The sequence below is a fragment of the Streptomyces sp. NPDC001156 genome, assembly GCF_053598275.1.
This window is the reverse complement of record NZ_JBSFJX010000083.1, coordinates 24560-38391: the sequence shown is the minus strand read 5'-3', so window position 1 is coordinate 38391 and position 13832 is coordinate 24560. Positions and strand designations below refer to the sequence as shown.

The following is a 13832-nucleotide window of genomic DNA, read 5'->3' as shown; positions in this document are numbered from 1 at the left end:
TCCGCCCCCCGTTCCCCGTGCCCGCTCGGCTAACGGAAGTGGTGGGGTCCATGGGGCCCGTGGTTCTCCGGGGCACGGTCTCCGTGGAAACCGTGCCCCGGAGGCCGGCGAACTCGGTCGGCGGACCGACCCGGCCTTGATCGTTCTCAAGTTGGTGGCCACCAACTTGCCCTGGAGCCCACCTGATACCGGGCTACCGAGCCCGGCAGTCCGGGGGCTTGAAAACAGGTTCTGAACGTTTCAGGCGCGCTCTCACCAACAGCCGTTTGTGGCGGTGCCGTCCGCCTTGAATTGCTTGAAGGAGAACCAGGAGCTGGTGAGGGGGCCGAAACGGCCGTCCACGCTCAGCCCCGCGCTGGGGAACTTCCCGTTGATTATTGTCTGGGCGTTCTTTACTGCCTGCTCGGTGGCGGGGCCGAAGTCCGAATCCTCCGCGATGCCCTGCTTGTAGCAGGTGTTCAGGGTCTCCTGCAAGGCCCGCACGGCCCAGTTGTGGTCCCCCCGGGCCACGACGCAGTTGTAGTTTCCTGACTCCGGGGTCGTCGACGGCTTGTGGATGTACAACTCCCCCCCACCGATGGTCCCGCCCCTCTGCAGCGTGGTGAAGTTGGCGCAATGGACCTCGGCAGCGGAGGCCGGCGTGGCGCTCAGACCGAGGGTGGCGGCGGTCAGTGCACCGACCACGCCTGCGACCATATTGATTCTTATAGTACGGAATTGCATATTCTCTCCCCCTGCTCTCTGCCGTCCAAACGCGATGAGCATGACAGGCAACCGTCTGCCTAGAAGGCCGAATTTCAGCCATTATCGCCGCGGTTCACAGCCTGGGCTTCGAGCGCCTTCCAACCGGTGATGAACCCGGGCATGGGGTTCTCCCTTGCTGGTCAGGACCGGGCAGTGTGGCCGGCTCCCCGCCCGCCCCCGGCCGCCGGGACCACGGGGAGGACAGGCAAGCCGTCACGCCGCTGTGCCGACCTCCGCCGCACGCCCGGCCGAGGTGGCGGGGTCCAGGCCCGGCCCGAACGTCCCCGGCGCCGGCCGCAGTACCGCCTGGGGGAGCCGGTTGGCCTTGGCCTGGTTGCACGGCCCGCACTCCAGCACCAGCGCCGCCTGCATCCACGTGTGCCAGACCGACCGCGGCACGAGGTGGTCGATCGTCGCCCCGTCCAGGCCGGGCCCGAACACGGCGCCGCAGTACCAGCACGACGCCCCGTCCCGCTCCGCCAGCCGCGCCTTCAACAGCCGTCGGCGCCGCGAGGACGGCTTGCGGTCCACCAGAGCCTGCTACCGGCGGGCCTCGCGCGGCAGCCAGCCCCGCACGAGCGGCTGCCCCCCCTCGCACAGCAAAATGCCCCCGCCGCCTGCCGAAGCAGGGGCGGGGGCATCGCTTACTCGACTTCATCCTCGGGTGGCCAGTCCGGCTGTACGAACAGGCCGCGCCACTGCGGCCGAGGCCGCTGCGGCTCGTCAGCGCGGCCAGGGGGGTCCGGTCGCTTGGCGACCGGACGGCGCGCTGCTCTCTCGGGCACTAAGCCTCCTACGGGTGAACACGGCACAGGCGACCAGCGACGCGGACTGCGAGTCCGCCGGCGACGCCGGAAGGGACAGCGGCCCCTTCTGTTCCGACGTGCAGCTGTAGCGCGGCGCGTTCGGGTCGAAGCCGCTGACAGGCTCGCAATCGTAGGTGGCGCCGCCGTACTCGAAGGTCCACCCCGCGGGCGGCTGCCCCGGCGCCCCGACCTTGCCGTCCTGGCCGGCAGGTCCTGGCGGTCCGGCGGGCCCCGTCTGGCCGGGTGGCCCCGCAGGTCCGGCCGGGCCTGCCGAGCCGGCGGCGCCTGGTGCGCCGGACGCGCCGGCCTGCCCGGTCGCCCCGGACGGTCCCGCCGACCCCGCCGGGCCGGACGGACCCCGGGAGCCCGAAGGCCCTGCCGGGCCGGCCGGTCCCGGGATCGGAACCGGCACCTCGGTCCTGGCCGGCAGGTTATGGACGGCCCGCGTCGGGTCCGGCGCGACCGGTGTCCGGCCAGCCGCTCGCACCTGCGTCCGCAGCTGCCGGACGTCCGTCGCGAGCGTCCCAACAGCCTGGCCGCGTAGGTCTGCCTCCGCGGCCAGATGGTCGGCCCGCTCCTGCGCCCGCTTCGCGTCGTCCCGCCCTTGCACGTACACGACGGTGACGGCGCCCCCCAGGATGCAGAGGGCGGCCGCGATCCACAGCAGGTGCCGCGCCCGGTACAGGGCACTCTCCGTACGCGTCACGGCGTACCTCCCAGCTGCGCGACGACCGCTTTCAGCCGGGACACTTCAGCGCGCTCGGCCGCCAACTCGACCCGCAGGGCGTGCAGCTCATCGCGCTTCTCTTTGAGCTCCTCCTGGAGCTCGTTCGTAAGGCTGCTGAAGCCATTCACCGCGCTGCCCTCCTGGGCCGCCCGATTCTGCCCCCGGGAGCCGTAAATAGCCGCGGCTGCGGCCACGGGTCCCGCGATCAGAGCGGAAATCGCCGTGACCATCGCCGCGTCCATACCACCTCCCGGGCGCGCTCACGGGCAGGTCAGGCTCCGGACTCAACGCCGCCGGCGGAGGTGGCCCGCTCAAGGGCGGGCGCGATCCCGCTGGGCTTCCAGACGGTGTGGTACGCGACCCCGATCGCGATCGCCGCGATCAGCACAGTCGAAACGACCGACCGGCCGTGGAACTGGTCGCCGAAGTACGCCGTGCCCGCGCCATCGCCGGCAGCGACGACGAGCATGAGCAGGCCCTTGACCCAGCCGCGCCATCTGGGCTGGTTGACGACGGCGATCGCGAGCGGCAGGACGTAGCCGAGGGCCGCGGCCCACAGTTCAGCGTTCGGCAGCATGGTGCACTCCAAGGTGAGCGGGACGGACGGGGGTTACCTTGCGCGGAGGCCGTTGGCGACCTGCCACGCGTACAGCCACGTACGCGGGCCGGTCAGACCGTCCGCGGGGCCGAGGTCGGCGAGGTAGTGCTCCTGCAACGCCCGGACCTTGGCCAGGTCCAGGGCGGTCATCGTCCGGGACGGGCCCACCCGGTACGCGGGCCCCCAGCCGCCGCGCTGCAACCACGTCTGCAGGAGCAGGGCGTGGTCGGAAGTCGCGCCGAGCACAAAGAACTGCCGGCCGGGGAACGGCGGGCAGCTCAACAGCGGCGACCACCGCCAGGCGGCGATCGCCTTGCCCCCGCGCGGGTCGTTCGGGTCCGCGGTCGGCGGGCACACGCCGTCCGGGTAGCGGGGCGCGAAGTACCCGGTGACATAGGAGTCGGTCCGCGCGTGGGAGTGGGACCAGACCCCGTTGCCCTGCCCGCCGTCCGAGGCGCTGGCCCGAATGCTGTTGCCGCCCTTTGTGTAGACCGTCGACTGATCGAATCCGACGACGATCTCCGTGTGCGCGCCGCCGCCGAAGTCGACCCACGCCCCCACGGACGGGTACTCCGACCACTGGCCGTGCGCCTTGGCCCAGCTAGCGAAGACGCTGACGTTGTCGGTCTTCGGGACGATCCCGTCGAGGCCGACGTCGTGATGCATGTCCCAGTCCCAGATGACGCACCAGGACACGCCGTTCTCGCCGTACTCCGCGCCGAACGGGGTGACGTTGTCCCAGCCGCCGGGGCTGTGCCAGTGCTCGTACGCGCGTTCCGGGACGGCCATCACGTGGTCGATCAGGCGGCGCCAGTCAGGTGTTGCCATGAGCCCTCCCGGGCATGCGAAAGCCCCCGGCTCAGCGGGGGTGTTGAGGGTTGCGGCCGGTCAGCCGACGTGGTTGTCCTGCGCCCACTCGTGCATCAGGTCGTACGCCTGAACCAGGCGAGAATCCGGTCCAAAACCCGGAGCAGGAGCGGGCGACGGAGGAGGGGAAGGCACCAGCGTCGGGCCTGGCTTCGGGATGGGGTTCGGCTCGCCGGTCAGCTGGGCGAGGGCCTGGCCCAGGCCGTACAGGTCCAGCCCGGTCGGGGTGACCCCCTTGGCGTTGAGCCAGTCCTTCGTGATGACGACCCAGCCCTCGGCCACGTACTTCCTGCGGAATTTCTCGGTCATGGCCTGCACCGCCGCCCAGGTCACCCCCTGGTACAGGCCGCCGCCGTACCCGAAGAACGGCACGCAGTGGCCGCCGAGCACCCTGGAGCCGCGCACCACGTCCCACACCTGGTGCGCGTTGAACTGGTCCTCCGCAGACCGCGGCAGGTTGATACCGGTGATGACCGCGTCGAACAGGTCGATGGCCAGCTGCACTTCGACCGGGTTCGAGACGTCCACCTCGGCGAACGCGACGATCTCGTGCCCTGCAAGGTCGTGCTTGCGCCAGTACTCCAGCATGTCCTGGAGATTCACGCCGACGTCCGTGGACGGATCGCCCGGCACGTACCCGCTGATCGCCGAGTAGAACGCGAGGACGGCGGCCTCGGTGACCGTGGCGGTCTTGCCCTGCCCGTAGGTGGTCAGCGACTGGACGAGATGCCCGCAGCCGGCGGGCCCGCAGTCTCCGACCTCATCGTTGCCGTACATCGGAAAGTCGATGCCGGACTCGTAGTCCACCGAGGCCGGAGGCTTGGGGGGCGTCTCGCCGGTGAGGAAGTCGCGCAGCCGAAGGCGAGGCCGGCCGGGCTCGGCGGCCCGGATACCGGGCCGGAAGGTGATGTTGCGGGTCAAGAGGGGCTCCTGGGCGTGAGGGCGGATGAGGCGTGCCGACTGCTACTGCCAGTGGTCCGGCAGCGGCAGCGGATCAGAGTGGAGCGGCTCAGGCTCCGGCGGCGGCTCCGGGGTGCAGTTGCAGCCGGACAGGTCGGCAGGGTCCGGGGCGGTGCAGTCCGCGGCGTGCACGACCGCGGCCAGGTCCATGGCGATGGCGTGCGGGCCGCACGCGTACACGGCGATCAGGGTGTCCTGCTCGGTGGGCAGCGGCCGGAACACGGGCGCCGGCGCCTGGGGGCCGGCCGCGGCGAGGATCTGGTCCCGGCGGGACTGCTCGGCGGCGACGAGGACGGCCAGTTCGCCGGCGGTCGGGCGGCGCTGCCACTGCACGAGTGGTCGAGCGTCGCAGCCGGGGCGGGAGCAGCCGGGCGTCGGCGACGGCGGCAGCGGGGGCGCCGGCGGAGGCGCCGGCGGGGCCGGGTCGGGGGCGGGCGTGGTCAACGAGAGCTCCTTCTCAGGCGTGGGCCCAGGCGACATACAGGGCGGAGGAAAGGTCTGCGGCGACGCCGGTGGCCAGGCCGGGCAAGGCAAGGCCGCTGGAGTTCCAGCCTGCAAGTTCCACGTAGTCGCCGGTGTTGAGATAGACCGTCCTCAACGGGGTGGCCACGCCCGTGATGTTGGACGGGTTGGGCGCGAACATCTGCGAGGAGCCCTGGACCACGTTGCCGTTGACGTGGATCCGGCTCGCGCGGGTGCCGGTGCCGTTGTTGGCCCAGCAGGAGACGCCGCACACGCTGTACCAGCCGTCCACCTGCGCCGTGTACCGGCTGTTGTTGGTGACGTTGTCGTGGCCGCCGTACGTGTCGATTTGCTCGGTGTTGAGGTTGATCGCAGTCCACGCGCCGGAGGGGACGTTCTGGCTCGAGGTTTGTGTCCCCATGAACAGCGGCTCGCCCAACAGGAAGCCGAGGCCGTCCCGGACCTGGCTATTCCACAAGGTGCTGGCGACGGACGCGCCCGGTACCTCCTGCGCGGGCACCGGAATCGGCAGGTTCGTCACGCCCGGCCCCCTCTCTCTGTCACACGGTCAAGGGGTCAGGTGTGGGACCAGCACACCCACAAAGCGCTGGAGAGATCCGAGGAAGTGGTGGTGCTCAGAGACGCGCCGGAGTTCTGGTAGGCGGCGACCTCCACGAAGTCCCCGACGGCCATCTGCACGGCACGGACCGGGGTGGCCACCCCGCACAGGTTCGTGCCGGGCCCTGGAAGCGTCATCTGCGCGGAGCCCTGGATCGCAGACCCGTTCAAATGGAGGCGCGCCCCGCGGACCCCGGTCGCGTTGGCCGCGTACGCGACGACCCCGCACACCGAGTAGACCCCCGCGACCTGCGCGGTGTACCGGGAGTTGTTGGTCACGTTGTCGTGACCGACGTAGGTGTCCACCTGCTCGGTGTTCAGGCTGATCGCCGTCCACGGAGAGGGGTTGTTCCCGATGGACTGCGCTGACGTCTGCGTCCCCACGAACAGAGGCGGGGCCAGCAGGAAGTTCCCGGTGGTGTAGATCCCGGCCCGCGCCAAGGCCGCCGTGAACAGATTGTTCGCGACCTCCGAGGCAAGGACCGGCACCGGCAGATTCGGCACGCCTCCTCCTTACGTGTGGCACCAGGCCACATAGAGGGCACAGGCCAGATCGGAGGCGGCCAGGGTGGACAGGAGGCCGCCGGAGGACTGCCAGCCAGCCACCTCGACGTAGTCGCCGACGCCCAGCTGGACGGCGCGCACGGGGGTCATCACGCCGGTGGCGGACGCGCTCGAGGACGTGAGGACGTTCTGCGCCGACCCTTGGACCGTGGCCCCGTTCACGTGGATACGCGCCGCCCTGCTGCCGGTGGCGTTGCCGGCCCACACGCTGACCCCGCACACCGTGTACCAGCCGGCGACCTGCGCCGTGTACCTGCTGGTGTTGGTCGTCGTGGAGTGCCCGCCGTAGGTGTCGATTTGCTCGGAGTCCAGCGTGTGCGTGACCCAGGTCGTGGCGGCGAGGCTGGCCTGGACGATGGTCTGCGTGCCCACGAATACCGGGTTGTTCAGCCCGTACGTGAGCATGTCGAAAACGTTTTGATTCCACCACGCCCCCGTATCGAAGTCGCCGACCGCGGGCGCGGTAAGCGTCGGGATCGGAAGATTCCCCACCGGCCGCCGCCCCTCTCAGTAAGCGAAATCCACGGCGTCGAATTTCGAGTTCGCGTCGTACGCGGTCGGGTCCGTGACCCTGGCCGGGAGCGGCTCGCACACCACGTCCCCGTTGCTGTGGGACTTGGTCGTCGCGGCCTGCAAGGTGACGGCCACGGTGGACCAGCCCGGCGACGTGCCCGCCACGGACAGGACGGTCACGGTCTCCTGGTTGGCGGTGCCCAACCCGAGGACCAGCTGCTGCCCTTGCCCGATCTGGGCGGCCGCCGGGTTGGTGTTGTCCGGGCCGGCGTTGAGCGTGATCGTGGTGACGCCGGCCGCGGGCGAGCCGTTCAGGGTCGTGTGCAGGCTGGAGAAAATCGCGTACGGGGTGGTGTCCGCTGGGCTGCACTGCAGGGTGACCCAGGCATCGCCAGTGTCGTCCGTGTCCCACTGGAGCTGCTCGATGAACGCCTCGATCTGAGTCGTCGGGAGGTTCGGCGGCCGGCGCATGATCCGCACGCGGAGGCCCAGCTCCAGGGACAGGCACACCGGCCACAAAGCGGGCTGCGCGGAGGGGTGCAGTTTGATGCTGGAGACCCGGGTCGCCGGCTGCTTGTACCTGCTGAGGAGGTAGTTCGCGGCGTCCTGGCATTCATCCGCACTGGAGGAGTTGAGGGTGCGGCTCATTGAGCGGGGGAAGTACCGCCCGATGGAGACGGGGTCCTGCGCGTAGAAATTCTGGTTGGTGGACGCCTGCGTCACCGTGACCTGGTTGGACAGGTGCGTGGAGTCGTAGTCCAGGGTGACGTCCTCATACGGCCACTCGCCCAGGTCCGTCCGCTCCCCGAAGACGTACACCGGTGTGACGGCGTTGTACCGGGCGCTGCGAGCCTTGAACTGGACGAACCCGGACCGGTCCACGAAGTGCTCGCCGCCCTCGGTATCCACGACGCTCTGGAGGGCGCTCACGGCGTCCTGCCCGTCGATGGCCGCCGGCCCCATGCTCCTCGTCAGCCCGGCCTGGATCGTGGACGGCCCGGTGTAGCCGGCATAGCGCAGGATCCGCGCGTAGCGGGCATCGGTGGACTCGCCCGCGCAGCCTGACCGCCAGGCGTTGTACAGGTTGTTCATGACGATGCCGTTCAGCGCCGTCGGGAACTCCGCGAGGAATGACACGTCCCCCTTGTACGTCTGGTTGCTGCCGTTACCCACGGTGGGGTCCACGTTCGCACCCACGTTGTCACTGATCAGCCCCGTGGGTTCCAGGGCAGGGTTGAAGCTGCCCCAGGAGTACGTCACCCCGTCCAGGTTGATGAGGAGTTGCGCGTTGGCGTGGCTGTAGCTGGCGATCGCCAGATGCCAGTCCCCATCGTTGACCGCGGGACCGGGCCGGAAGAAGGTGGTCGCCCCTCCCGATCCCGGCCCGCGCATGCCCAGGTTGAACTGGTTGGACGTGTCGATGAACCAGAACAGACCGGACCCGCCCGGCGCGTTGTTGACGCGCTGCTTGTCGTATGACGTCCAGATCATGGCTCCGCTTGCGGGCGTAGGCCCCATGTAGCGAAACGCGATCATGCGGGTCCACTGGGTGACGTCGGCCGGACCGGTGATGCCTGCACTGGACAGCTGGATGAACGTGGCCGCGGACGGGTTGGAGGACCCAGGGTTGGCGTTGTTGAACGTGGCCACGGACCCCGAGGACCCCGTGTAGATGCCGGTCGGGTCGGTGGCCGTGATCGCGGTCCCGAAGACCAAACTACCCGCGCCGTACTTGCTGATGGCGAGCTGCGCCGCAGGGTAGTTGCCAGTCCAGTCGGCGACCGCAGTGGAACCGGCCGGGTCATCCAGCTTGAACACGAACCTCGGCGAGTTGTTGTTGATCTCCTGCGTGAGCGGATCCGACAACAGCTTCTGCGAGAGCAGCGAGAACGCGTCCACGGCCTGCGGCTGCACCAGGCCGTAAGTTCCGGCCATGTCCCAGTTACTCGGCCAGCGCTCCATGTAACCGGCGTACATCGGGTACCAGACGCCCGGGCAGGCCCACGCCGACGAGGCAGAGCCCTTCTCCAGCTGGACGCCGTCGACTTGCACGTTGCAGGTGGCCGCGGCGTTCGCGGCCAGCGCCAGGCCCACGTCCATGCCGGCCGCGTTGGCGGGCGCGGTCGCCGTGACGGTGACCGTCGTCCAGCCCGCGGTCGTGGACCCGGTCAGGACGCTGCTGGACCCGAACGAGAACGAGGAGGGGGGCGGGAACCCGGTGCTGGCGGTGTACCAGCCGATGAACGCCTGCACCGACAGGCTCGTGGACGCCGTCACGTCCCGGACCCGAAGGGTGAGCGTGTAGGCCTGCCCCGGGATCACTGACCCGCGCGGGGTATCCATGATGCGGGTTCCGGTGGTTGACCCGGAGGGCACCGCGAACTGCATGACGGTGCTGCCCTGCCACGCCGAGGCAGAGGACACGAAGCTGCCGCCGCTGTTGTCCGTGACCGAGAAGATGGACACGCCGCCGGAGCCCTGCGGGATCGTCCCGAGCGGGTAGCCGCCCAGGTCCCCGCCGCTGGCCGCAACCTGCTCCAGCAGGTTCCGGGTGGCAGGCCACTGCGCGCGTCTCCTATACGGCTGGTACGGGGCGATGTGCCCGAACCAGGGGCCGGACGCGTTGCCGGGGTCCAGGGCCGCATCGGTGTTGGCGAGGGTCATCGACGCTTCGCCGCTGCGGACCTGGTCCAGCTCGTACTGCCTGCCGCGTGAGATGGAGACGCTGTTGCGGGTGCGGTCGGTGACCTCCACGTACCGGTCCAGCGGGCTGTCGCCGGCGTTCGCGGTCCAGTAGGCGCCCCAAGCGTCCTCGATGAGCGGCCAGTTCGGGTTGAACTGCCCGCCGAGCGGCGTGTTGACGCCCTCGATCGTGGCGACGCTGCCAGCGGCCTCGGTGACGGACGCCCCGGTCTGGAACAGGAACGACATCGCGGTCGCCGACCCGGCCCAGGAGTAGGAGCTGGTGGTCTGCTGCGTCCAGGTCAGCCCGTCCGGGGAAGTGTCCGCGGCCCAGGAGCCGCCCGTCTCCCGGATCCGCCACCACCGGTGCGCGTGGGGGTCGTAGGCGGGCAGTGTCGTCGTGGTCGTGACGCCGGCGGTCTGCAGCGTGAACTTGAAGGCGCCTGCCTCGACGCGCAGGGCCACGCTGTTGTTGGCGTCCACCTGCAGCTTGAACGCGACTTTCGTGCCGCCGTTCCCGTTCGGCGGGGCCCCGATCTGCGCGTAAATCGAGCTCGAGGTGGCGTCGAACAGCAGGGTCGTGCCGAAGGTGTTGGTCGCGCCGTTCACGGTCGGCACCGCGAGGGCCACGAGGTCATTGACCGTATCCAGGACGGCCGCGCCCCCGGTGATGCTGTTCCACAACGCCGTGTTGATCGCCGCGGCCGTGAACGAGTCCGTGAGCGCGGCCAGCTTCGGGTTCGGCACCGGGCACCCCCCCTTTTTGCGGCGCCCGGCGGCGCCCTCGGTCCTGCAGTTGTCAGCGCTTGTACGGGGCGTACGTCTGCGGGTTCCTCATGCCGAGCCGCAGCATCTGCTGCTCGATGAAATCCCGCAGGTCCCGCTCGGTCATCACGTGCCCCTGCACCGTGAGGTGCACGTGGTTGTGCACCACCGCCCCACCGACCCGGGCGCCGACCGCCGCCAGGCCGACGCCGGCGCCCGCGCCCACGCCGACCACCGAGCCGGCGAGCCGGTTCACGGCGTCCGTGGCGTGGTGCGCGGAGCCGTCGATGCCCTTGGCAAGGCCCTTCGGAATCCAGGTGGCCAGCTCCTCAAACACGCGCGAGGGACTGTGGATACCAAGCGCCTTCTTGATCGCAGCCTGCATCGACTTTGCGATCTTCAGCATCTGGGCGTCGATCGCCCGCTGCTGGCTCTGGAGCCCCTTGACCAGGCCCTGCGCAGACTTGACCCCAGCCCCGTACATGCTGTCGGCCACGGCCCGGCCGGCGTTGTCCGCCGCCGCGTTCGTGGCTTTCTGCAACGAGTTGATCTGCTGGATCTGCCCCTTCGTTGCGCCGGCGAGCGCGGCCGCGGTCGCGCCGCCCTGGTCCACGCCCGCGGCGGCGATCTGCGCGACGAGGTCCGAGGACAAGCCCTTGGCCTGTAGCGCGCGCAGCTGGGCCGCGAACTGGGCGGCCTTCTGGTACTGGTCCTGCATGTGGTTGACGACGTCTTGGGCGGTCATCGCGAAGCCCTCTTGAGGGGCGGTCGTGATGACGGTGAAGCCTTGTTTCACGCCGTCCGATACGGACTTGACCTCGTCGGACCACTGCTTCTGCACCGCGGCCAGGGCCTTCTGCGCGGCCTTGATCTTCGTGGCCACCTGGTCGCGTTTCGCTGCCAGGGAGCGCATCACCTTGTCTTCCTTGGCGGCGTAGGACTCCAGGCGCTTGATGGTGGCCTCGTGCGCGGCCACCCACTTGTTGCTGACGCCCTTGGTGCCGCGCAGGTCGGCGACCCGGTTGTACGTCTGCTGCAACAAGCTCTCGATCCGGCGGCTCGCGGCCTTGACCCTCGCGGTGCTCGCGGTCAGGCCGTCCACGAGGCCCTCGTTGACGTAGATGCCGAGCTGCCGGAACACCTTGGACGGGGAGCTGATGCCTAGAACGCTCTTGAATCCGCTAGCGATCTTGGAGCCGAGGCTTTTGACCGTGCCGACCGCGGAGGCGATCTTGGACTCGACTCCGTGGATGAGGCCCATGACGAGGTCGCTGCCCGCGGAGTAGAGCAGGTGGCCCAGGTTGCCCAGTGCGGAGAGGGCCTTCCCTGGCAGGCCTCGCACGTAGCTGAGGAAGGCCACCACTTTGGTCGCGGTGGCGTTCCGGAAGCTGGTCCAGGCACTGGAAGCGATCGAAACGATCTTCGCGCCCAGCGAGATCAACGCGTTGTAGGCCCTGCCCGGAAGGCCCGCGATCCACGAGACCAGCGCTTTCCCGACGTTGACCGTGGCGTGATACGCGGTCAGGAACCCGGAGCGGATCTTGTCCCAGTACTTGACGATCAACGCGACAGCGATGCCGATCGGCCCGGTCAAGATCCCCAACAGGAGCGGCCAGTTCGCCTTCACGAAGTCAACGACCCAGCCGATCGCGGCGCCGATCGCATGGAACGCGGCGTTGCACAGGTCGCGGAACCACCCGACCTTGTTGTACGCCAAGATCAGCACGGCGACGAGGCCTGCGATCGCCAACACGATCAGCATCACAGGGTTCGCGTCCATCGCGATGTTCAGCAGCCACTGCGCGGCAGCCGTCACCTTCTCCGCGACCGCCGCAGCGAGCAGCCGCACCTTCTGCACCGCCCACGCCGCCGCGGCCCGCAGAGCCGCCGCAGTCTGGACGGCCATCTTCCGGCCCAGGTCCAGCGCCGCAGCCCCAGCAACCCGCATCGCCCCGGCAGCCGCCCTGGCACCCGAAGAGATCGCCTTCCACGCGGCCGATCCGCCCTTGGCCGCCAGGCCCCCGAGCGTCTTCGCGAACCCACCGACCGCGCGGCCGGCTGCCTTGGCGCCACTGGCGGCAGCGGAAAAGCCCTTCCGCAGGGCGCCGCCGAGCGAGCCCATCTTGCCTGTCGACGCGGACGCGGCAGCCTCCGCGCTCCTCATACCGCGGATCAGGTTGGCAGTGCCCTTTGTGGCGCCGACGATGCCCTTCCCGAACGGGGCCAGCGCCCCGCCGACGAACTTGAGCACAGCGCCCGTGAGGACCACGCCGATCACGGCCGCCAGGGCATCGACAACGCCCTTGTGCTGCTGCAGGAACGAGAACATTTTCTGCAGCGGCGGGATCAGCTTGAGGCCGAGGCTGATACCCATGTTCTCCGCGGATGCCTTCAGTTTCTGCATTTGGTTGGAGAACGTGTGCTGCGTTTTCTCCCACTGCGCGTCGAAATTCTTTGTATTCGACGCTTTCTGAATGTCGTTGAATTTCCCCTTGAGGCCGTCAAGGTTCTGCATCAGCGACATGATCGCCTTGTCGCTGCGACCGCCGCCGAAAATCTTCGACAGGACGCTGTCAGCCTCGGTGCCCGAGACTCCCGCCTTCTTCAGACCGTCCTTGAGGTCCTTGAGCGCCACGTACAGGCCGTCAGGCTTCTTCAGGTCCTGCGCCAGCTTGTTCTGCGTGATCCCGGAGTCCTCCATGGCCTTCTGCATGGCCTTACTGGAGGCGTGCACGTCCGTCGAGGCCACGCCCAAGGCTGTGAGCATCTTCGTGGCCTTCGCTGACGGCGTGGTCATCATCGAGATGCCCATCGTCATGCGGGTGGCCGCGACCTCGGCGCTGTTACCGCGGTCCGTCAGATAGGCAAGGCCGGCGCCCATGCTGTTGATGCTTATGCCCATCTGCGCGGCAGTCGGGGCCCAGTTCTTTACGGACTCGTTGAAGTCCTGGAACCTCATGTCGCCCTGGCCCACGATGGCATTGAGGCTGGCCATCGTCTGCTTCGCTTCGCTGGCCGGCTGGTTGAATGCCTTCATCACCGAGGACAGCGAATAGGTGGTGTCATCGAGATTCGCGCCGGAGATTTTGGCCTCTTCGGCCGCGTACTTCACGGCCTCAAGCGCCGACTTCAAATCCAGGCCCGCGGAGATCGGGTGGTACAGCGCCTCGGCCATCTTCGTGCCCGACACGCCCACGGACGAACCGATTTGCAGGACTTTCTGGTTCAGGCCGTCCGAGGTGAGCCCGATCGCCTTGATCTTGTCTGACGTGAGGCCCGCGGCGGTCTGCAGCCTGGTCATCTGCGTCTGAAAATCGCTGGCCATCTTCACCGAGGCCGCCGCCACGCCGACGCCGACAAGGGTGGTGGCCGCGCCCAGCTTGGACATGGTCTTACCCACGCCGCCCATGCGCGTCGTGAAGGACTCGCCCTCCTCCGCGGCAGCGCGCATGCCCCGCATGAACGGCGCGGTCTCAGCGCGGAGGATGGCGTACAGGTCCGCGACCTCGGGCATCGCGACCCCCCT

Annotated in this window: 12 protein-coding genes; all 12 read right to left on the bottom strand. The window is 69.0% G+C overall.

The annotated features are described in order from the left end of the window. Positions 1-252: 252 nt before the first annotated feature. The 12 genes from ACWDA7_RS30545 to ACWDA7_RS30490 all read right to left on the bottom strand — a co-directional run bounded on the left by ACWDA7_RS30545 (position 253) and on the right by ACWDA7_RS30490 (position 13820). Entirely contained in the window at positions 253-684 is a 432-nt protein-coding gene (locus ACWDA7_RS30545; RefSeq protein WP_450608191.1) for a peptidoglycan-binding domain-containing protein, read from the bottom strand. 273 nt (positions 685-957) lie between these two features. Then, entirely contained in the window at positions 958-1275 is a 318-nt protein-coding gene (locus tag ACWDA7_RS30540) for an HNH endonuclease (RefSeq protein ID WP_450608189.1), read from the bottom strand. Positions 1276-2252: 977 nt separating this feature from the next. Continuing rightward, positions 2253-2519 carry a hypothetical protein gene (locus ACWDA7_RS30535; protein ID WP_450608187.1) on the bottom strand — a complete coding sequence of 89 codons (267 nt, stop codon included), beginning with the start codon at positions 2517-2519 and terminating at the stop codon, positions 2253-2255. A 29-nt stretch (positions 2520-2548) separates the two neighbouring features. Further along, entirely contained in the window at positions 2549-2854 is a 306-nt protein-coding gene (locus ACWDA7_RS30530) for a hypothetical protein (RefSeq protein WP_450608185.1), read from the bottom strand. Positions 2855-2887: 33 nt separating this feature from the next. Then, positions 2888-3703 (bottom strand): hypothetical protein, encoded by an 816-nt coding sequence (locus ACWDA7_RS30525; protein ID WP_450608183.1) that lies wholly within the window; start codon positions 3701-3703, stop codon positions 2888-2890. Between the two features lie 60 nt (positions 3704-3763). Next, positions 3764-4663, bottom strand: coding sequence for a hypothetical protein (locus ACWDA7_RS30520; RefSeq protein WP_450608181.1), 900 nt, complete (start codon positions 4661-4663; stop codon positions 3764-3766). A gap of 42 nt (positions 4664-4705) precedes the next feature. Continuing rightward, a complete protein-coding gene (locus ACWDA7_RS30515) occupies positions 4706-5146 on the bottom strand; it encodes a hypothetical protein (protein WP_450608179.1) in 441 nt (146 codons plus the stop codon). 13 nt (positions 5147-5159) lie between these two features. Further along, the gene (locus ACWDA7_RS30510; RefSeq protein ID WP_450608177.1) at positions 5160-5705 is read right to left on the bottom strand and encodes a hypothetical protein; all 546 of its coding nucleotides are present in this window, start codon (positions 5703-5705) and stop codon (positions 5160-5162) included. A 35-nt stretch (positions 5706-5740) separates the two neighbouring features. Next, the gene (locus ACWDA7_RS30505) at positions 5741-6286 is read right to left on the bottom strand and encodes a hypothetical protein (RefSeq protein ID WP_450608176.1); all 546 of its coding nucleotides are present in this window, start codon (positions 6284-6286) and stop codon (positions 5741-5743) included. A gap of 9 nt (positions 6287-6295) precedes the next feature. Next, on the bottom strand, positions 6296-6751 hold the full coding sequence (locus tag ACWDA7_RS30500) for a hypothetical protein (RefSeq protein ID WP_450608174.1): 456 nt from the start codon (positions 6749-6751) through the stop codon (positions 6296-6298). 102 nt (positions 6752-6853) lie between these two features. Continuing rightward, the gene (locus tag ACWDA7_RS30495) at positions 6854-10288 is read right to left on the bottom strand and encodes a hypothetical protein (protein WP_450608172.1); all 3435 of its coding nucleotides are present in this window, start codon (positions 10286-10288) and stop codon (positions 6854-6856) included. 52 nt (positions 10289-10340) lie between these two features. Then, the gene (locus ACWDA7_RS30490) at positions 10341-13820 is read right to left on the bottom strand and encodes a phage tail tape measure protein (RefSeq protein WP_450608170.1); all 3480 of its coding nucleotides are present in this window, start codon (positions 13818-13820) and stop codon (positions 10341-10343) included. Positions 13821-13832 lie beyond the last annotated feature (12 nt).

Bases quoted from the DNA above. Each gene is read 5' to 3' on its own strand.
- ACWDA7_RS30535 (WP_450608187.1), bottom strand. From the start codon at position 2,519: ATGGACGCGGCGATGGTCACGGCGATTTCCGCTCTGATCGCGGGACCC.
- ACWDA7_RS30530 (WP_450608185.1), bottom strand. From the start codon at position 2,854: ATGCTGCCGAACGCTGAACTGTGGGCCGCGGCCCTCGGCTACGTCCTG.
- ACWDA7_RS30525 (WP_450608183.1), bottom strand. From the start codon at position 3,703: ATGGCAACACCTGACTGGCGCCGCCTGATCGACCACGTGATGGCCGTC.
- ACWDA7_RS30500 (WP_450608174.1), bottom strand. From the start codon at position 6,751: ATGCTCACGTACGGGCTGAACAACCCGGTATTCGTGGGCACGCAGACC.
- ACWDA7_RS30490 (WP_450608170.1), bottom strand. From the start codon at position 13,820: ATGCCCGAGGTCGCGGACCTGTACGCCATCCTCCGCGCTGAGACCGCG.